General features: G+C 68.4%; 16 protein-coding genes. 1 reads left to right on the top strand and 15 read right to left on the bottom strand.

Features of this window, described 5'->3' with window-relative positions:
- Window positions 1–58 precede the first annotated feature (58 nt).
- The 5 genes from ACFXJL_RS21685 to ACFXJL_RS21705 form a co-directional block, all read right to left on the bottom strand.
- Entirely contained in the window at window positions 59–907 is an 849-nt protein-coding gene (locus ACFXJL_RS21685) for an ABC transporter permease (protein WP_358879697.1), read from the bottom strand.
- Window positions 904–1,863, bottom strand: coding sequence for an ABC transporter ATP-binding protein (locus ACFXJL_RS21690; protein ID WP_358879696.1), 960 nt, complete (start codon window positions 1,861–1,863; stop codon window positions 904–906). Before ACFXJL_RS21690 ends, ACFXJL_RS21685 begins: the two co-directional genes overlap by 4 nt.
- A 175-nt stretch (window positions 1,864–2,038) precedes the next feature.
- A complete protein-coding gene (locus tag ACFXJL_RS21695; RefSeq protein WP_329025210.1) occupies window positions 2,039–2,896 on the bottom strand; it encodes a DUF4097 family beta strand repeat-containing protein in 858 nt (285 codons plus the stop codon).
- 42 nt (window positions 2,897–2,938) lie between these two features.
- Complete coding sequence (locus ACFXJL_RS21700; RefSeq protein WP_384638490.1) at window positions 2,939–3,442, bottom strand: hypothetical protein; 504 nt, start codon at window positions 3,440–3,442, stop codon at window positions 2,939–2,941.
- A 284-nt stretch (window positions 3,443–3,726) separates the two neighbouring features.
- Window positions 3,727–4,410 (bottom strand): LmbU family transcriptional regulator, encoded by a 684-nt coding sequence (locus tag ACFXJL_RS21705; RefSeq protein ID WP_384695080.1) that lies wholly within the window; start codon window positions 4,408–4,410, stop codon window positions 3,727–3,729.
- A 1,555-nt stretch (window positions 4,411–5,965) separates the two neighbouring features.
- On the opposite strand from ACFXJL_RS21705, the gene ACFXJL_RS21710 reads away from it, so the two are divergent.
- A complete protein-coding gene (locus tag ACFXJL_RS21710) occupies window positions 5,966–7,405 on the top strand; it encodes an MFS transporter (RefSeq protein ID WP_358879693.1) in 1,440 nt (479 codons plus the stop codon).
- A 157-nt stretch (window positions 7,406–7,562) separates the two neighbouring features.
- Here ACFXJL_RS21710 and ACFXJL_RS21715 read toward each other — a convergent pair whose 3' ends face one another.
- The 10 genes from ACFXJL_RS21715 to ACFXJL_RS21760 form a co-directional block, all read right to left on the bottom strand.
- The gene (locus tag ACFXJL_RS21715) at window positions 7,563–8,192 is read right to left on the bottom strand and encodes a hypothetical protein (protein WP_384638480.1); all 630 of its coding nucleotides are present in this window, start codon (window positions 8,190–8,192) and stop codon (window positions 7,563–7,565) included.
- A complete protein-coding gene (locus ACFXJL_RS21720; RefSeq protein WP_384638504.1) occupies window positions 8,189–9,610 on the bottom strand; it encodes an ATP-binding protein in 1,422 nt (473 codons plus the stop codon). The genes ACFXJL_RS21715 and ACFXJL_RS21720 overlap by 4 nt, the downstream gene beginning before the upstream one ends.
- Window positions 9,611–9,723: 113 nt before the next feature.
- On the bottom strand, window positions 9,724–10,407 hold the full coding sequence (locus ACFXJL_RS21725) for a response regulator transcription factor (RefSeq protein ID WP_358879691.1): 684 nt from the start codon (window positions 10,405–10,407) through the stop codon (window positions 9,724–9,726).
- A gap of 23 nt (window positions 10,408–10,430) precedes the next feature.
- The gene (murJ, locus tag ACFXJL_RS21730; RefSeq protein WP_384638476.1) at window positions 10,431–12,194 is read right to left on the bottom strand and encodes a murein biosynthesis integral membrane protein MurJ; all 1,764 of its coding nucleotides are present in this window, start codon (window positions 12,192–12,194) and stop codon (window positions 10,431–10,433) included.
- Window positions 12,191–13,384, bottom strand: coding sequence for a lipid II:glycine glycyltransferase FemX (locus ACFXJL_RS21735; protein WP_384638473.1), 1,194 nt, complete (start codon window positions 13,382–13,384; stop codon window positions 12,191–12,193). The genes murJ and ACFXJL_RS21735 overlap by 4 nt, the downstream gene beginning before the upstream one ends.
- A 423-nt stretch (window positions 13,385–13,807) precedes the next feature.
- Window positions 13,808–14,671 carry an ABC transporter ATP-binding protein gene (locus ACFXJL_RS21740; protein ID WP_384694783.1) on the bottom strand — a complete coding sequence of 288 codons (864 nt, stop codon included), beginning with the start codon at window positions 14,669–14,671 and terminating at the stop codon, window positions 13,808–13,810.
- A gap of 28 nt (window positions 14,672–14,699) precedes the next feature.
- A complete protein-coding gene (locus ACFXJL_RS21745) occupies window positions 14,700–15,755 on the bottom strand; it encodes a FecCD family ABC transporter permease (protein WP_384694786.1) in 1,056 nt (351 codons plus the stop codon).
- The gene (locus ACFXJL_RS21750; RefSeq protein ID WP_384694789.1) at window positions 15,752–16,867 is read right to left on the bottom strand and encodes an iron chelate uptake ABC transporter family permease subunit; all 1,116 of its coding nucleotides are present in this window, start codon (window positions 16,865–16,867) and stop codon (window positions 15,752–15,754) included. Before ACFXJL_RS21750 ends, ACFXJL_RS21745 begins: the two co-directional genes overlap by 4 nt.
- Window positions 16,864–17,751, bottom strand: coding sequence for a siderophore-interacting protein (locus tag ACFXJL_RS21755; RefSeq protein WP_384694792.1), 888 nt, complete (start codon window positions 17,749–17,751; stop codon window positions 16,864–16,866). Before ACFXJL_RS21755 ends, ACFXJL_RS21750 begins: the two co-directional genes overlap by 4 nt.
- Window positions 17,748–18,767, bottom strand: coding sequence for an ABC transporter substrate-binding protein (locus ACFXJL_RS21760; protein ID WP_384694794.1), 1,020 nt, complete (start codon window positions 18,765–18,767; stop codon window positions 17,748–17,750). Before ACFXJL_RS21760 ends, ACFXJL_RS21755 begins: the two co-directional genes overlap by 4 nt.
- Window positions 18,768–18,789 lie beyond the last annotated feature (22 nt).

Consider the following 18,789-nt stretch of genomic DNA (forward strand, 5'->3'; position numbering starts at 1 on the left):
CTCGTCACCCGGCCGATCGGCCGGGTGACGAGCCCCAACAAGTCCGTACGAACCGCTGTTAGCCCACGCGCTGGAGTGCCTTCTCCTTCCGCGCTGCCACGCTCGACCCGGATTCGCGGCGCGCCATGCGGCGCAGCAGGACGGGGGCGAGGAGCAGACCGACCACCGCCCAACCGCCGAGTACGGCCACGGTTTCCAGATGCCGCCAGGAGTCGCCGATCTCGACGCTTGCCGCAGCGTCGGGCAATAGGGCGGAGCGCATCCCGAGGCCGAGCCAGTAGACGGGGAACACCTGCGCGAGGCCCTGGACCCAGTCGGGCAGGGAGGTGATCGGGTAGAAGATGCCGGAGATGCCGATCATGGCGAGGATCGGCAGCATGAGGATCCCTTGGCTGCGCGCACTGGTGAAGATCGAGCCGAGCACCGCGCCGATCGGCAGGGTGGCCATCAGCCCGAGTGCGAGCACCCAGGCGAGCGTCAGCCAGGCTCCGCTGCTGCCGACGGACAGGCCGTCGATGATGATCAGGCCGGGGATCAGGAAGATCGCGAGGTCGATGATCAGACAGCCGGAGACCGATACGATCTTGCCGGTGAGATAGCCCACCATGCCGTTCGGCGTGGCCTTCGCCCGCAGCAGGGTGCCGTCCTCCCGGTCGGCCGTGAGGTGCTGGCTCATGGTGATGATGGCCATCGACGCGTTCATGCCGAGGATGCTGGGGAGCACCAGGGTGCCGAGCATGAACCCGCTGCTGCCGAAGTCGACGTCGCGCATGAAGAACATGACGACCAGCATCAGCACGGGCCAGAAGAAGTGGTTGAAGATGTCTCCGGCGTTGGTGACGGACTGCCGGATCTCGATCACACCGCGGGTCCAGCCCGCGCGCAGGGCCGTCGTCGTCGGGTTCATCGGGCCGCTCCTTCGTTCACGGCTGCGGTCTCGCCCGCCGGCTCCACAGGCTCCTCCGACGTCGTTCCGTCGCTCGTTTCGGCCTTCCGGACCATGGCGAGGTACGTGTCCTCAAGCGAGGCCCTGCGGACCTCCAGATCGGCGATCTCCTCGCCGAACTCCTTGAACAGCCCGAAGGCGAACCCCGTGGAGTCGACGGTCGACTGCTCGTACTGCCGCCCCTGCCGGGTCCAGCGGACTGTGTCCGCACCGGCGATGCGCCGGGAGAGCTCCTCCGCCGTGCCGTCGCCGATGATCCGACCGCCGTCGAGGATCATGATGCGGTCCGCGAGCTTCTCGGCTTCCGGTAGATCGTGAGTGGTGAGCAGGATCGTCGTCTCGTGTTCGCGGGCGAGGCGGCCGACGAGCTCGTGGAACTCATGGCGGGCCACCGGGTCGAGGCCCGCGGTGGGCTCGTCCAGGAAGAGGAGTTCGGGGCGCCCCGCGATGCCGACCGCCACGTCGAGCCTGCGGCGCTGACCGCCGGAGAGCATCCTCACCTTCTTGTGGGCGTGCTCGGTGAGGCCGACGGACGCGACGAGCTCATCCGGGTCCCAGGGCCGCTTGATCGTGTCGGTGGAGTAGGCGGCGTAGTAGCTGCCGAGGTGCGCGAGCAGTTCGCGCACGTACCAGCGCCCGTGGTCGCGCCATGACTGGAGTACGACTCCGACCCGCGCCCGCCACCGCTCGTCGCCGTGCGCCGGGTCGGTGCCCAGCACCTCGACCCGGCCGGCCGACCGCATTCTGAAGCCCTCCAGGACCTCGATCGTGGTGGTCTTCCCGGCGCCGTTGGGGCCGAGTAAACACATCACTTCGCCCTGCCGCACCTGGAAGGTCACGTCGTGCAGGACGTCAGTGGTGCCATAGCGCATGCGCAGGCCCTCGACATCGAGCACGACCTCCTCGCTCGTGTGCATGGTTGTTCCTTTCCTCGTCAAGGAGCCGTCGTCCAAGAACCGCGTGGACCGCCCGCGCATGGGGAGAGCGGCCTTGGGGTTGCGGCGGCCCGGGTACCGAACGGGGGATGGATCGGCTCCGGGCCGCCGCGCTGACGCCGGCCGGGTGGTCGTCCGTCCCGCCGACAGGTCTGGGTTACTCGGACCGACGGATCGCCACGTCTCCGTCGAAGGTGCGTACCCTCACTTCGACGACGTCCACCGAGTCGCCGGGTCCTTCGGCCGAATCCAGCTCGTTGTGCACGGTGCCGAAGACCGTGCTCACGTCGTACTTCACTGCGCTGCCCTCGCGGATGCCGACCTCGACATCACCCGAAGCGGCGGTCAGTAGCACCAGTCCGCGTCTGACCTCGCCGATCCGGATGCACCCGGAGGCCGTCTTGGCCTCGACGCCGCCGTAGGCGCGGGTGATGTCGATGTCGCCGTTGGCCCCGGTCACCCGGAGGGTCCCGGTGACCTCTCCCACGGAGTTGGCACCGTGGTCGTTCTTGATCACCGCGCTGCCCTCGATCTCACCGATCCGGACCGTCCCGGACTTCTTGGTGATCTCACCGTGGCCCGTCATCCGGGCCACCGTGATGTCACCGGAGATGGCGGTGAGGCGCAGCGGCCCCGTCTGGTCGAGCAGGATGTCGCTCTCCACCGTCTCGAACTGGCACTCGCCGAGACGGCCCTCCGCGTACAGTCCCGCCCAGGCCGAGCCTCCCCGCACCTGGGACCCCTCGGGCAGTTCGACGCTCACCTCGACCGAACCGCCCTCCTCGGGAGACGCACTGGACCGCCGAAGCAGTCGCCAGTCCGTCTTGACCTGCAACTTCCCTCGGGAGAAATTGACCCGTACCTGTTTGGCGGCTGCCACGTCGGACACCTTGGAACTGTCCGTCGGGCGTACCTCTACGACAGTGTCCACACGGTCACTCGCTCTAAGCCTGATGTCCCCGATGCCGATCTCAAACACTGCGGTGATCGGTTCGGGGGTATCGAAACTGGCCACTGCCGGTCCTTCCGTCATGCGCCCGCTTGCGTGTCATGGCTGCTATCGCGCCCAGCCGGTGTAGCGCCTGGTCCCAGGAGGTCCCCGCCGTTCGGTGCGCCGGCTGCCGACCCGCAGTGCAGCTGTGACGGTCCGCACCAGCCAGGCGTTGACCGAGAGTCCCTCCCGGCTCGCCACCTTCTCGACCTGGGCCTTGATGCCTTCGGACGGACGGAAGGTAATCCGGGCGGTCTCACCCCCCGCTTCCGCCGGCGCGCTCTCGTCGCCGTACCCGGCGTCGTCGCCTTCGGGTGAGGGTTCGGGCGGTGGTGGAATCACCACGAATCGCAGGTCGAGGCCGCGCAGGCGCACCTGGACCGACCCCGGTACCAGGTCGGTGGTGATCTCTTCAGCCGCATCCGACAGCGCTTTGAGCAGCGTGAGCCGGACTGACGAGTCGAACGCCGCGGTGAGCTCTTCCCCGACTGCGAGTGCTTCCTCGCCACGTGCCTCCGCCGCGGCCAGGAAGTCACGGCGAAGGCTGTCGACATAGGGCGTCAAGTCCATGACGTCATAGTGGCACATCTATGGCGCCAGAACAATCACCATGGCGGCACCTCCATCGCCGCCACTGGGCCCAGGAACCTTCTGGGCGGGCCAACCTGCACGAATTCAGGACCCATTGAGATGACGTCACTCTTGCTCTACCGTGGTCGTCGATGACGCCAAGAGGGCGCCACTCTGTCCGGTCGACAGGACAAAGTGACGCCACATGGGAACCTGGCGCCGCACCCGCGCCGTTGCGAGAGAAAAGGGGCGGTCATGGAGAAGGGTGCGGTGGTGCAGGTCTGTTACATCCAGCCGGCGACGTAGACGGTCGGCTGGGCCACGTCTCCAGGAGGCCGTGCGGCCTTCGGAGGTTCATGGAGTTCAGGCGGGTCGCAGGAGGTCAGTCCCTCGCTCAACGCCGACACGCCGTCGGTATCTTCTGTGTCGTCGAGTGCTTGCCTGGCCGCTCCGTCGAGGGTTTCGAGTACCCATTTCTCGAAGTCGACCCCCGACCGCTCGGCTGCCTCGCGCCACCACTGGAGTCGTTTCGCGGGGACCGCGAGACGCTGCACTTCCGATGATTTCTTGTCGTACCCTGAGGCGCCGTCGTGAGCCTCGCGAATAGCATTTCGCAGCTGCTTTGTGTTCCATTGCATTTGCTCGGAACGGTCGAGCCACAATTCTTGCTCAGGGATCGAAAGAGATGCCACTTCCGCATGGTGCTGAAAGCTGAGGCCCGACCGTCGGCGGCTTAATTCGAAGCGACGGGAAACCCAGGCGTAGTTCCGCAGGGTCTGATAGCTGAGGCCGGCTTCGCGAACTCCCCGTTTATAGCGGTCGGAGAAGTTCTCCTTTCCGTGCACCAGCCAGTCGCCAAGCCACCAGACCGATGAGTTGACGACGCCAGACAGCTGTTGACCTGCACGTTCCCAGTCTTCGAACGAGAGGTCCACGGGAATCTCAAGGCCCACCCCTGTGGTGAGCACCTGAGTGCGAACGGGTCGCTCGCTTCCCTGTCTCTGCCGCCGAAGCGTCAGAGGAACCGGCCGGCGCGGTCTTACGACCCTTGCGTCCTGGACGTTTGTGGTGGCATCCATCCGAATCACCCCGTAGTGAGAGTCCTGGCTGCGCACAAGAGGGGGAGATGCCTGATTCGGCGGAAATAGCCGCCCGATTATCCGCCCAGCATCGCCCCTCGTACTAGATTAAGCCGAAGGTTACTATTGCATACGCTAAAGATATGCACAATCTTTTGGCTTCGCAATGCCCCTTTCTGATTGTCTCAACGGGTCGTCTGAGCGACAGGATCCACTCATTCTTTTCCATCGTTGTTTAGGTCGCGCTTGGGCTGTCGTGGTGCGATGCGGAACAGATCGCCAGGGTCTGATATGTCGATCTTGTGCCTGGGGGCAGTCGTCATCGCATGCGTACGAGGAGCGGGGCGCGGTGGTCGTTGAGCGTGCAACTGCTGGCATTCCGCGGGCGAAGCGGATCATGGGGCCTGACGGTGGGGCAGACCGGATTTGCGCAATCCCCCCAGGGCTCCGCCCAGTGCCGGGCGGGGGAGCCGCCCCTGTCGAGGTCGCTCCGAAACGCGTACCGGAGGGGCGATCGATCGATTGCTCACGATGAGAGCCGATGATCCAGCGCTCTCCGGCCGGGCTCCTCGACGCTTCGCCGGACGGTGAACGGAGCCTCGACCCAGCAGACCATCCGTGTGCACCGCCCACGGCCCTGACGCATGCTCGACGGCCCTGTGTCGTCTTCTCATCGAGTGGCGGAGTCGAGATTCAGCCATTGGCAATCGTGGCGAGAAGGGTTTACGCCATGGCTGAGATGCCGTCGGCGACGTCGACTCGGCGGACCCTGCTGCCGATGTGATCGAGCCATTGGGCTGCGCGGGGAGTCCTCGATCGTCCGGAGCTCGACCAGGGTGACCCGAGCCCGGGAACCTCACCTGACATCAGGCGGTCCGGCTTCGGCAGCGATTCCTCGGAATGCTGTCGAACCGATCGGCCGCGTGATGGGTCCGGGAAGGCATTCCGTCGGCCCGGGGCGGGTAACGGTCCTGGGTGCCGGAGTGCCCCGCACTCCGCTGCCGGTGGTCCGCACGACCCTTGGCCTGCTCGACTCCGGCCCACCGGAGCCCCTGTACGTCATGGGATTGGACGGACTTGTCGTCGAAGCGGCCGGCGGTACCCGGCCCGGTGGTGGAACCGCCGGTGCGGCTCGACAGCCATGCCCCCGCAAGCGCGGTCAGGGCAGCCAGCGGCGGCCACGTATCCACCCCCTGTCTTCCCCGGGTTCAGGCAGTCTGTGCCCGCCCGCCCGGGGCTCGTCAGCAAAGCCGCGCCCATCAGGACGCTGCTGCTGCCGAACCTCCTCCCCGCACCGGGCTGAGATCGCCCGGGCGGGCAGGAGCACTTCCGTACGGTCCGCTGCCCGGGGTGACCCTGAAGTGCGGTCACTGCCCGGCGTGTCAGTGCACCAGGGGGCCAAGCGCGGTTCCTTGCAACCCCCGGTGCGCCAAGGAGTCAGGTCATGAATGCATTAACCAGTGTTCAGCGCGAGGCCGAACGCATCCATGCGAGTGTGACGCTCAAAGACGTCAAACGATCGATCGTCATCTGCTTTCTCGCCTGGACGTTCGCCGTGTACGACTTCATCCTCTTCGCCAATCTGCTGCCCGTCATCAGCGACGAACTCGACTGGACGAGCGCACGGGCCACCGGCATCAACACCTGGGTCACGGCGGGCACCGCTGTCGTGGCACTCATGGTCGGCCCCTTCGTGGACCGGTTCGGACGGCGGGCCGGGATCGTGGGCTGCGTCGTCGGGGCGGCGATCGCCTCGCTCCTCACCTGGTTCGGCGGCTATGCGGCCGGTGCCATCGGCACCGCGGGCATCGTTCTACTGGTGCTGATCAGGGCCCTGGCCGGCGTCGGATACAGCGAACAGGCGGTCAACGCGACCTACCTCAACGAGATGTTCGCGCACGTGTACACGGACGAGAAGTCCATCAGACGCCGTGGCTTCCTGTTCTCCATCGTGCAGGGCGGCTGGCCCGTCGGCGCGGTGCTCGCCGCACTCTCGATCTACATCCTGGAGCCGATCGGCGGCTGGGAACTGTGCTTCGTCGTGGCCGTGTTCCCCGCGATCTTCATGCTGTTCGCAGCGCGCCGTCTCAAGGAGAGCCCGGTCTTCGTCGCCCGACGGCGGATCGCAGAGCTCACGGCCGAGGGCCGGGCCGAGGAAGCCGCCGAACTGGCCAGGCTCACCGGGCAGGACCACATCGAACACAAGGCAGGGCTCGGCGGTCTCTTCCGCGGACCGTCGCTGCGCGCGACCGTCTCCCTGTCGGCCGCCTTCCTGTTGAACTGGCTCGGCATCTTGGCCTTCGCCTTCCAGGGGACGTTGATCCTGGTCAACGGCAAGGAGGTCTCCTTCACCGGAGCGTTGGAGGTGCTCATCGTCTCCAATGCGGCCGGGTTCCTCGGCTATCTCTTCCACGGTTGGCTCGGCGATCGCATCAATCGTCGGACGACGATCTTCGCGGGATGGCTCATCTCGGCCTGCTGTTTCACGATCATGGTGCTGGGACCGGCCGGCAACTTTCCGCTGCTGGTCAGTGCGTATGCGGTGGGCACCTTCTTCCTGATCGGTCCGTACGCGGCCGTGCTGTTCTTCACGGGCGAATCGTTTCCGGTGGAGACCCGTGCCACCGGCAGCTCGTTCATCAACTCCCTCGGTCAGGTGGGGGCGATCATCGGCGGTGCCCTGTTCACGGCGACGCTGTCGGCCGCTGGTTCGGGCTCGCAGGAGCAGGCCGATGCCTGGATACGCTCCGGTCTGATCTGGGGCTGCCTGCCCATCCTGCTGTCCGCGTTCGCCATTCTGTTCAGCCGCAATGTTCAGCCGATCAGTAGCACGGGTGAGCGCAGCGGGGTGAGCCCCATCGCCGACGTGCCGTCCCCGGGCTGACGCTCCCCGCTCCCCGGTGGTCTGCCGCTGCCGTCCACCGACCGTACGGGACCGCCTTCCGCGGGGTGTTGCCGTGCCAGCTCCGTCCGGCGCATTCGCCGGACGGAGCCATGCGGGATCGATGGGGCACCACCGCGATGTGCGGACGCGAGGAGGTTCAGGGTGCCTCGGCGCTCGACTGGCTGGGCTGCGGGGCCTCGGTGTGCCACTTCCGATCCAGCTCGTCGGACATCGTGCTCGGTCGAGGGGCCACCGTGGCTGCCGTGGTGTCCGCGTCGCAGGTGGTGGACTCCGTCGTTCCGTCCTTGCCGCTGAGGCGTACCTCTCCCGGACTGTCGGGGGCCACCAAGTAGGCAGTGGTGCAGACCAGCTGACGGACCGCCGTGTCGTCGAGATCAGCCAGGGGAATCGGCAGGTGGACCGTGTTCCCACCTTCCTCGGCCGGCACGACGACGATCCTGCTGCCCGGGGGAAGGTCCGGCAGCCCGTCCGTCAGCCCGGCGGCGCGTTCCTCGGGTTGCGGTCCCGCGAACAGCATGGCGAGGAACTTGGAGCTCGCCACGTATCGCGGGGTCTGTTCTCCCCAGCCGGCTACGACCAGGGGCACCGGAACCAGAGCGCCGGCCGGTGACCGGAAGAAGAGGAACATCCGCTCCGGCTGGCCGGGAGACACCTCGATCGAAGCGGGGTCGCCCGCCTCGACCGGGTCGGTCGCGCTGATGCCGCAACCCGTGAGCAGCGCGGTGAGCAGCAGGGTGGTGACCCCGGTTCGCAGCGGCCCCCTCATACGTCCGCCCTTCCGGTGCCCAGGGGAATCTCGACGGTGAAGACCGCACCCCGCCCACCGGGGACGTTCCCGGCGTGGACCGTGCCGCCGTGGAGCCGGACGTTCTCCTGGGTGATCGCGAGTCCCAGCCCGCTGCCCGTCGAACGGGTACGGGCCGCATCCGCCTTGTAGAAGCGGTCGAAGATGTGCGGGAGGGCTTCGGTCCTGATGCCCGGGCCCGAGTCGATGATCTCGGCGATCAGCACGGGCGCCGCGCCGCCCGGGCCGGTCGAGGAGCGCAGCCGTACGGTGACGGGTGCGTCGCCGTGCCGCAGGGCGTTGCCCACCAGATTGGCGATCACGACATCGAAGCGGCGGGGGTCGAGCCTGGCCCGGATGCCGTCCGGTAGATCGGTGTGCACCAGGTCCGTCCAGTGCCGGGTCGCCAGCGTCCTGCGGATGGTCTCGGCGGCGTCGATCTCGTCCGTGTTGAGCTCGGCGGCGCGGGCGTCGAACCGGGAGATCTCCATCAGGTCCTCCACGAGCACGGCCAGCTTTCCGGTCTCGGCGCTGATCAGCCTGACGGCCTGGGCGGTGTCGGGGTCGAGGCGGCTGGCGTCCTCGTCGAGCACCTCGGTCACGGCCAGCATCCCGGCGAGGGGGGTGCGCAGTTCGTGTGAGACATCGGCGGCGAAACGCCGGGCCCGGGCCTCGGCCTGTCGCAGCTCCGTGACGGAACGGTCCAGTTCGCCGGCGGATGCGTTGAAGGTACGGGCGAGGCCGGCGAGTTCGTCGTTTCCGCGGACCCTGATGCGGGTGTCCAGCCTGCCCTTGCCCATGTCGTGGGCTGCCCGTCGCAGTTCACGCACCGGACGCAGCACGCTGCGGGCGGCGAGCAGCGCGGGGATCAGTGCGATCGCGAGTCCCGGTATCGCGCCGTTGCGGGCCGCTGTCACCAGGGCTTCGATCTGGGTCTGTTCCTCGGACAGCCGCATGGTGGCGTAGAGAACGAGTCCGCTGGGCAGTGTGCCGCCCGACTCGGACTTGTGCACGACGGGCATTCCGACGGCGAGATAGGGAATCCCGTCCTTGATGACCCGTTCGAAGCTGCCGTGCGGATAGCCGGTCACCTTGCGGCGCAGCGCGGGAGTGATGACGGTGGAGACGGGGTTGGTGCCTGACGAGACGCGCATCGTGCCGTACTCGGCGAAGACGTACCACGGACGGGGCTTGCCCTTGCTGGCGATGTTGCGCAGGGTCCGCTCCAGGCTGTCCCGCCGTACGGGCAGTTCGAGGGGCGACTGTTGGATCTGGTCGCGGAAGGAGGAGACCGCGGTGTCCTGCGTCGCCTGGAGTACGGAACTGCGTGCCTCGCGATAGGTGAGACCGGCGGTGGTGACGGCGCTGACGGCTGCGACGAGCAGGAACGCGAGGACCATCCGGGTGCGCAGACCGAACGGGGTGATGCGTCTGTCGTCATCGCCGACGGTGGGGTCCGTGGCCGATGTGCCGACCGTCTCGGTCTGCCGGCCGGCGCGTTTCCCCGGGCGCTTCACAGTGGTCCGAAGCGATAGCCGAAACCGCGCAGGGTCTGGATGTAGTGGGGGTTTCCCGGTATGTCCTCGATCTTGTTGCGCAGCCGCCGGACACAGGCGTCGACCAATCTCGCGTCACCGTGGTAGCTGTGTTCCCAGACGTGCTCCAGCAGTTGTTGACGGCTGAAGACCTGCTCGGGGGTGGCGCTGAGGTGCAGCAGCAGACGCATCTCGGAGGGTGCGAGCGCCAGTCGTCGACCCGACTTGGTGATGGTGAGACCTGCGCGGTCGATGGAGAGGTCGCCGTGGAACTCCACGGCAGGTCGCCCGGTTGCCGGTTCGTCGAACCGCCGCAGCACGGCCCGGATGCGGGCCTCGATCACCTGGGTGCGGGCCGGCTTGACGATGTAGTCGTCCGCGCCTGCCTCAAGGCCGATGACGACGTCGAAGTCGTCACCGCGGGCGGTGAGCATGATGATCGGTAGTTGGCTGCTCTCCCGTACCCGGCGGCAGACCTCCACACCGTTGACCCCGGGCAGCATCAGATCGAGCAGCAGGAGATCGGGCCGGAACTCGTCGAGGGCGGCGAGTCCGGCCTCCCCGGTGGCGGCGGTCCGGACGTCGTGCCCGCGTCGGCGCAGGCCGAGTTCGACTCCCTCGCGTACGGAGGGGTCGTCTTCGATGAGCAGCACGCGTGGCATGAGCGCAGTATTCCAAAGGGGTGTCAGTGCCTGGTGGGGCGTCTGCGAATGCGCTGGGTGAGGCTGGAGAGTGCGGCTTCGAGTTCGGTGAGCCGCAGCGGTCGGGCCAGCGTTGCGAAGACCAGTCCGATGGCCGCGGCGCCGACGAGGCCCGCGCCCACGGCGCCCAGGGACGCGGCCCGGGTCGCGGCGATATGTCCGAGGGTTGCGGCGATGGCTCCGGCGAGCAACAGTCGGGCCTGGGCCCCGACCGCGGCGGACCGCCACATTCCGCGGCTCTTCGCCCGGTGGGTGCCCCGGCCGGCCCGCTCGGATTCGGTTCCGGACAGCGGTGCTTCGCCTTCGCGCGGTGCCGGCACCGCGCCTTCGCTCGGGGAAGTCAGTCTGCGGCGCAGGACGATCGCCGTCACCACCCAGCCGATCGTCAGCGCCAGGGAGTACGCCCCGGCCATCCCCGTCACCGCCCACCGCACCGGCAGCAGTGTGTAGGCGGTCAGCGACAGGGTCGCGTTCAGTCCGGCGATCACCAGGTTGAGCAGGAAGGGGGTACGGGTGTCGGAGAGCGCGTAGAAGGCGCGGCAGAGCACGTACTGACCGGAGAAGGCGATCAGTCCGGGGGCGAAGGCCATCAGGATTCCCGCCATCATGACGATGCCGTCCTCGTCGGTCCTGCCGTAGCCGAAGACGACCGTCATCAAGGGCTGCGCCAGAGCCAGCAGGGCGCAGGCCGCCGGGACGATGAGGGCCGCACTGGTCCGTAGGGCGTAGGACACATCGCGTCGCACACCTGCCAGGTCGCCGTCCGCCGCGGCCCGGCTCATCCGGGGCAGCAACGCGGTGACGAGGGAGACCGTGACGATCCCGTGCGGCACGGCCCACAGCAGATAGGCATTGCTGTACGCGCTGAAGCCCGCGCCGCCGTCGATGCCTTCGGCCGCCGCCCGCTCGCCCGCCGCCGTCGCCAACCGGGTGACGACCCAGTACGCGACCTGGTTGGACAGGACGAGCAGCACCAGCCAGCCGGCCGCACGCAAGGGCCTGGTCATGCCCTGGCCGCGCCAGTCGAAGCGGGGCCGCCAACGAAAACGTGCCGCACGAAGGACGGGTGCGAGGGCGAGGGCTTGGAGTGCGATGCCCGCGGTGGTGCCCCAGCCGAGGAGCGCGATCTCCGCATCGGTCAGCGCGGCACCGTCGGCGGTCGCCAGATAGAGGCCGAACACGGCGATCACCACGATGTTGTTCAGGACGGGCGTCCACATCATCGCGCCGAACCGGCCACGGGCGTTCAGCACCTGTCCCAGGAGCGTGAACAGTCCGAGGAAGAAGATCTGCGGGAGGCAGTACCGCGCGAAGGCGACCGTCATCTCCGCCTGCCGTCCGCTGTAGCCGGTGTACGCATCCACGATGGCGGGTGCCGCCCACACCGCACCCGCGGTGATCACCAACAACACGGCGAAGCAGATGGTGAGCAACCGGTCGGTGTACGCGGCTCCGCCGTCCTCGTGCTCCTTGGCGACCCGGACCAGTTCCGGTACGAAGACGGCGTTCAGGGCGCCGCCGACGAGCAGCATGTAGAGGATCGCGGGTACCGCGTTGGCCACGGCGTAGCCGTCGGCGGCGAGTCCGATGCCGAGCGCAGCCGCGACCACCGATGACCGTACGAATCCGGTGGCGCGGGACACCATCGATCCGGCCGCCATGATCGCGCCACTGCGGGCGACGGACCGCTCGGGCTTCCCGCTGTCCGCCGTCCCGGTCGACGCAACTGCCTCGGGTGGCGCGCTCATCGGCGTGCCAGATAGGCGTGGAAAGCGCGGTACAGCGCGTGATTGGCGGTGCCACCCAACGGTATCTCCCATTCCCCCAGGGTTTCCACGACCTGACCTCCGGTGCCCAGCTTCCAACGCAGCAGCCCGTACGAACGATCGGCGGGATCGAGTGTGGAGGGTACCCCGCGCATGTCGTACACCTCCGCGCCCAGGGCGTGCGCATCCAGCAGCATCCGCCACTGGAGGGCGTTGGAGGGACGGACCTCCCGACGGTGATCGGCCGAGGCGCCGGTCTGGTACCAGACCCGCCGTCCCACCGTCACCATGGTGTGCGCGGCGAGCACCTCACCGTCGTGGCGGGCCAGATACAACTTCATCCGGCCCGGTTCCTCCGCGTTGAGAGCCGCGTACTGGCGCTCGTAGTACGCCAGTGCCCGGCCGAGTCGAAAACCGTCCCGCTTCTCGGTGATGCAGAGCAAGCGGTAGAACTCGGGCAGGTCGGCCGCACTGCCCACCACCACCTCCACACCGGACTTCTGGGCACGGCGCACATTGCGTCGCCACTCCTGGTTGAGCCCGGACCACAGGTCCTCACGGCTGCGGCCGGTCAGTGGTATCCGAAAGACATGACGGGGCTGTGCGTCCCCGTCGCCGCCCGAACCCTCACCGCAACGACGCCAACCGCGGGCGCGCAACCGCTCCGCGACCGCCGTACCCAACGGGTCGACAGCGCAGTCGAGGACGTCCGTGATGTGTCCGCCCGGGCCGCTGCGTTCCTTGAGCGGTCGGGCGTCCCAACGGCGGTGCGCGGGGGCAGGCCCGATGCGCACCGCGAAGGCCCCCGCGTCCCGCAGATGCCGCAACAGCGGGTCGAGCCAGGCGTCGATGTCCGGCTCAGCCCAGTCCACCACCGGGCCCTCGGGCAGATAGGCGAAGTGACGCCGGGTGCCGGGGAACTGCCGGAGCAGCACCAGGGCGACCCCGGTGAGTGCGCCTGCCGATGGAGCCGGACCCCAGCCGAGCAGCAGGGGCCGCCAGCCGTCCTTGACCTGGGCCCACGAGGGGCACTGAAGGAATCCGGCGCCCAGGGCGGCGCCGGGACGGGAGGCCAGGAACGCACGGTACGCATCGGCGCCGACGGGTTCGAGCCGTACTCTCGGCTGGTGGCGCTGGTCGTCCCGGCCGGGTGTCACAAGGAGCGCTGCCACAGTGTGAGCCTTTCTTCCACCCCGACCCCGGCCTGTCGCGGGGACGCCATGGATGCTCACACCGCTCCGTGACCGTCCCGAGCGGCGCATGTGACGGGACGATGACCGTTTCCCACCGAGGCCGTCATGGGGCAACCGGGGCGCTCGTCCGCACGGTTACCTCATGGGTCGCCGATGCGGCCGACCACCAGCCAGCCCGACCGACTCCCATGGAGGTCTCCGTTGCCCCGATATCCGCGCGCCCCGTACGCCGCACCACCGCGCGCCCAACGATGGCCGCCGCCCCGCTCGCCCCACTCGTCCTGACGGCCTGTTCGTCTTCTTCGAACAGTGGCAGCAGCGCAGCGCGCCGCGCTGAGACCGGGTGGCGAACGCCGGGTGTCCGGGCTGGCGGTTGGTGTCGGGTCGTGCAACGGTGACGGGTCAGCCGCGACCGCTGGAGACGTCGACCGGGCGACTCCGCGCCGCCCCCACACTGCCCAGGGGAATGACGAGAGGGCTGCCGGCGACGGGGTCCTCGATGATGGTGCAGGGCAGCTCGAAGACCTCTTCGACCAGTTCCCTGGTGATGATCTGCGCGGGAGGCCCCTCGGCGACGACGGCTCCGTCCTTCATCGCGATGATGTGCGTTCCATAGCGAGCGGCCTGGTTGAGGTCGTGCAGCACCGCCACGAGGGTACGGCCCTCCCGGTTGAGGCGCGTGAACAGTTCCAGCAACTCGATCTGGTGGGCGATGTCGAGGAAGGTGGTCGGTTCGTCGAGCAGCAGTAGCGGGGTCTCCTGCGCGAGGACCATCGCCACCCATACGCGCTGACGCTGACCGCCGGACAGTTCATCCACGGGGCGGCCCGAGAGCGCGGACACATCGGTCGCCTCCATGGCCCGCAGCAGAGCGGCCTCGTCCGCCACCGACCACTGCTTGATCAGTTTCTGATGGGGGTGCCGGCCGCGGGCGATGAGGTCGGCGACGGTGATCCCGTCCGGGGCGAGGGAGGTCTGCGGAAGCAGGCCGAGCACCCGGGCCACCTCCTTGGCGCGGTAGGAGGTGATGGCCTTGCCGTCCAGGACGACCTGGCCGCTGGACGGCTTGAGGAGCTTGGACAGGCCCCGCAGCAGTGTGGACTTCCCGCAGGCGTTCGGCCCGACGATGACCGTGAACGAGCCGTCGGGAATCCGGACGGACAGGTCGCGCGAGATGGTGTGTCGGTCGTAGCCGATGGTGATGCCCTCGGCCCGCAGCCTGGCCGGTGCCGTGTCCGGCGCCTCGTGGTGGAGCGTCTGCTTCATTTCTGAGTTCCTTGGCTGGGTGGTCGGATCAGTTGGCCCTGCGGGCTTCGCGCACCAGCAGCCACACGAAGTACAGCCCGCCGACCGAGACGGTCACGATGCCGACCGGAAGCTGGACCGGGGCGAAGAGGCGCTGGCCGATCAGATCGGCGAGGACCAGCAGGAACGCCCCCAGCACGGCCGAAGGCAACAGGGCGACCGATGCGGAGCGGGTGACGCGCCGGGCGATCTGCGGTGCCACGAGGGAGATGAAGGCGATGGGCCCTGCCGAAGCCGTCACCAACGCGGTCAGCGATACGCCCAGGACCACCACGACGAGCCGAACGGCATGGGTGCGGGTCCCCAGTGCCGCTGCCGCATCGTCCCCGAGTTCGAGTTGCCGCATGGCGGGACCGGTTGCCAGGACCAGGGGCACGAGCACCGCGAGGATACCCAGGACGGGCCAGAGTTGTTCGTACCCCAGGCTGTTGAGGGAGCCACCGCCCCAGACCGCGGCGAGCATGGCCTCCTCGATGTCGGCCCTCAGCACCAGCCAGGTGTTGAACGCGCCGAGCATGGCGGAGATCGCGATGCCGACGATGATCAACTGGAATGCCTGCGTTCCCCCGCGGTAGGCGAGGACGAAGACCAGGAAGGCGGTTGCGATGCCACCGAGCAGGGACCCCGCCGCCACCTGGTAGTAGCCGCCACCGGTCAGCAGCATGACGACGAGGGCGCCGGTGTAGGAACCGGAGGAGAAGCCGATGATGTCGGGGGAGCCGAGGGGGTTCCTGCTGACGGACTGGAAGATCGCCCCGGCGATGGCCAGGGCCGCGCCGAAGAGCACCGCGAGGAGTGCGCGGGGCAGCCGCCACTCGATGATGATCTTCCTGGTGCCGCCCTCACCGCTTCCCAGCAGCGTCCGGATCACCTCGCCCAGGGGGATCTCGTACGTTCCGTACGCGAGCGAGACCAGGACCGTTCCGGCTGTGAGCGCCAGGAAGACCGCGCAGGCCACGGCGGTGCGCACATCGAAGCGGAACGACCAACTGGGGCCGCGGGAGACGACGACGGGCTTGCCGAAGTCGACGGGTGTGCTGCTCACAGTCCGCTCGCCTTCTTGCGGCGTACGAGGAGGATCAGCACGGGTGCGCCGATGAATGCGGTCACGATGCCGACCTGGAGTTCCTGGGGGGTGAGGACGATTCTGCCGACGGTGTCGGAGACGATCAGCAGGATCGGCGCGCAGACGATGGTGTAGGGGATGATCCAGCGCTGGTCCGGTCCCACGAACCAGCGGGCCACATGGGGGACCATGAGGCCGATGAAGCCGATGGGGCCGGCCGCTGCGGTGGCGGCGCCGGCCAGCAGGGTGACGGCGACGATCACGGTCACCCGGGTACGGCCGATGCCCGCGCCCAGCGACCTGGCGAGGTCGTCGCCGAGTGCGATCGCGTTCAGGGAGCGCGCCGAGGCCAGGGCAAGCAGCAGACCTGCGACGACGAAGGGGAAGATGGTCCAGAAGACGCTCCAGTCCCGGGCAGCGAGCGATCCCGCGGCCCAACCCCGCATGGCGTCCAGGACCTCGGGCTTCAACAGGGTGATGGCCGCCGCCACCCCCGCGAGCACCGCGCTGAGTGCCACGCCGACGAGGGTCAGTTGCACCGGTGTCGCCCCGGCACGTCCGGCCGATCCGAGGATGTAGACCACGGTGGTGGTGACGACCGCCCCGGCGAAGGACATGCCGAGGTACTCCCCGATCGAGGAGAGCCCGAGGAAGGCGATACCGATGGTGACGGCGAACCCGGCGCCCGCGTTGACGCCGAGGATGCCGGGGTCGGCGAGCGGGTTGCGGGTGAGGGCTTGGATGAGGGCCCCGGAGACTCCGAGGGCCGCTCCGACGATCAGCCCGAGGAAGGCCCGTGGCACTCTCAGGTCGCGCACGATGAAGGCGTCCTCCGAGCCGTCATGGGCGGTGAGGGCGTTCCAGACGTCGGTGAAGGGGATGGACTTGGCGCCGAAGGCCAGGCTCAGCACCAGGCACGCGGCCAGGACGGCGAGGCAGGCGAGGAGCCCGAGCGTGCGCCCCGCGTTGGTGCTCACCAGTCCTGGTCGGCGCTCTCGGCGCGCTCCGCCGCCCTGGTCGGACGGCCCGGTCGGCGGGGCCTGGTGCCGCCCGGGCCGCCCGGCCGGAGCGGCGGCCACTGTCGTGCTCATAGCCCCAGACGCTCCAACTGCACTTCGTAGAGGTCGCGTCCGAGTTCCTCGTCGCTGGTCTGCTCCCAGATGCCCTCCAGCCGGTCCACGGTCTCGCCGTCGAGGGCCTGGTACCGCTTGAGCCACTCCTCGTGTTTGAAGGTCCAGTAGCCGATCACCTGGTACCACTCGGTCGGCAGTTGGAGTTCATGGCGCAGATACCGTCGTGCGTTCCGCAGTTCCTTCGACTCGCCGGCCACCCAGACATAGGTGCCGGGGGCGATGGCGAGTTGGCGCAGTGCCTCGGTGATGGCGCTGGGGCCGACGCCGTTGCCGCGGCCGGGGATCCAGCGCACATCGAGCCGGCGGGCGGGGCTGCTGAGTTCGATGGTGTGTGAGGGCTCGGCGACCTCGATGACGGCCGTGGCCTCGGTCGAGGGGTCGAGCTGTTCGAGGAGGCGGCCCAGGGCGGGCAGTCCGGTGGCGTCGGTGACGAAGACCTGTCGGGCGGCCCCGGTGGGGGGCTCGTACAGGCGTCGGGGTGGACCGAAGACGATGCGGTCGCCGGTTCGGGCGCGGTTCGCCCAGCCCGCCGCACGACCGTGTCCGTGCAGGACGAAGTCGATGTCCACCTCGCCGGCCGCCGGATCGAACCGCCGGATCGTGTACGGCGCGACATGGGGGTAGCGGTCGTCGGGGTAGTGCCAGTTGCCGTCTTCGCCGATCTCCGGCAGGAGGGGTTCGGCGCCCTCTTCGGGGAAGTGGACGCGAACGTACTCGTCGCCGACCCTGGTCGAGGGGTACGAGCGCAGCGCGTCACTGGCCAGGGTGACCCGGGTCATGCCCGGGGAGAGCAGTTGCAGCGCGGTCACTTCCGCGAGGACGTACGCGGGAGCCCCGGTCATGAGGTGACCTTGGCGTCGATCTTCGCGAGGACGCGGTCGAGGTGGTTGAGGTTCTCCGTGCCCCACTCGAAGGAGGAGACGACCGCGGCCGGGGTGTTCTCGAAGACGAGCCCGTTCTTCACGGCCGGAAGGTTCTGCCACACCTTGTTCTTGGCGAGGGAGGTGACGAAGTCCCCGGCGCCGTGCGAATGGATCAGGATGTCCGCGTTGGACAGCTTGCCGATCTGTTCGAGGGACAGCCACTGGCTCACCGTGCCCGGCTCGCCCTTGTGCTCGCCCGGGGTGAAGGGGCGGAACTTGGCGCCGACGGCGTCCCAGCCGGGGACGTAGAAGTGGCCGGTGGGGTAGGTGCCCCAGGTGGACATGGACTGGCCGTAGCCGAACACGGCGATGGTGTTGTTGGCCAGGACGTCCGCGTACTTGGCCTTCAGTTCGTCGGCGCGCTTCCTGAACGTCGCCTGCTGCTGCTTGCCCTCCTCCGCCTTGCCCACGGCCGCGGCGATCATCAGCGTCCGGTCCTCCCAGGCACCGACGCCCGATGCGTCGAGTTGGACCACGGGGGCGATGCCCTGGAGCCGCTCCAACTCGCCCTTCCGGAGGAACCGCGTCTCGGCGAAGATCATGTCGGGGTCCTGCTTGGCCACGGCCTCCACGTTGAGCTCGTAGTAGGTTCCGACGGTCGCGGTCTTCTTGAGCGCTTCGTGGTAGCGCTTGGGGCGCAGATCCGGATCGGGGTCGTTGAACCCCTCGACGACCCCGATCGGCTTGATCCCGAGGTCGACGAGGGTCGCGGGGGAGTAGAAGTCGACGGAGACGATGCGCTGCGGCTTCGCGGGGACCTTGACCTTGCCGGCGATGTCGGTGACCGTACGGGTCTCGGCCCCCGAGGTCTTCGCGGTTTGCGTTCCGCCCGTCGAGCAGGCGCTCATGATCAGCACGGCGGTGGCGCTCGCGGCTGCCGTCGCGAGGAACCTCCGTCGCGACGGGCGGGATCCACGGGTGGTGCGGGGTGTCATCGGACTCCTTCAGGGACCCCGT

This window comes from Streptomyces sp. NPDC059256 (assembly GCF_042753785.1).
GTDB lineage: Bacteria > Actinomycetota > Actinomycetes > Streptomycetales > Streptomycetaceae > Streptomyces.

Excerpts from the sequence above, each read along its gene's own strand:
- ACFXJL_RS21740 (WP_384694783.1), bottom strand. The coding sequence starts at position 14,671 with ATGAAGCAGACGCTCCACCACGAGGCGCCGGACACGGCACCGGCCAGG.
- ACFXJL_RS21715 (WP_384638480.1), bottom strand. The coding sequence starts at position 8,192 with ATGAGGGGGCCGCTGCGAACCGGGGTCACCACCCTGCTGCTCACCGCG.
- ACFXJL_RS21700 (WP_384638490.1), bottom strand. The coding sequence starts at position 3,442 with ATGGACTTGACGCCCTATGTCGACAGCCTTCGCCGTGACTTCCTGGCC.
- ACFXJL_RS21690 (WP_358879696.1), bottom strand. The coding sequence starts at position 1,863 with ATGCACACGAGCGAGGAGGTCGTGCTCGATGTCGAGGGCCTGCGCATG.
- ACFXJL_RS21760 (WP_384694794.1), bottom strand. The coding sequence starts at position 18,767 with ATGACACCCCGCACCACCCGTGGATCCCGCCCGTCGCGACGGAGGTTC.
- ACFXJL_RS21755 (WP_384694792.1), bottom strand. The coding sequence starts at position 17,751 with ATGACCGGGGCTCCCGCGTACGTCCTCGCGGAAGTGACCGCGCTGCAA.
- ACFXJL_RS21750 (WP_384694789.1), bottom strand. The coding sequence starts at position 16,867 with ATGAGCACGACAGTGGCCGCCGCTCCGGCCGGGCGGCCCGGGCGGCAC.
- ACFXJL_RS21725 (WP_358879691.1), bottom strand. The coding sequence starts at position 10,407 with ATGCCACGCGTGCTGCTCATCGAAGACGACCCCTCCGTACGCGAGGGA.
- ACFXJL_RS21685 (WP_358879697.1), bottom strand. The coding sequence starts at position 907 with ATGAACCCGACGACGACGGCCCTGCGCGCGGGCTGGACCCGCGGTGTG.
- ACFXJL_RS21710 (WP_358879693.1), top strand. The coding sequence starts at position 5,966 with ATGAATGCATTAACCAGTGTTCAGCGCGAGGCCGAACGCATCCATGCG.
- murJ (WP_384638476.1), bottom strand. The coding sequence starts at position 12,194 with ATGAGCGCGCCACCCGAGGCAGTTGCGTCGACCGGGACGGCGGACAGC.
- ACFXJL_RS21720 (WP_384638504.1), bottom strand. The coding sequence starts at position 9,610 with ATGGTCCTCGCGTTCCTGCTCGTCGCAGCCGTCAGCGCCGTCACCACC.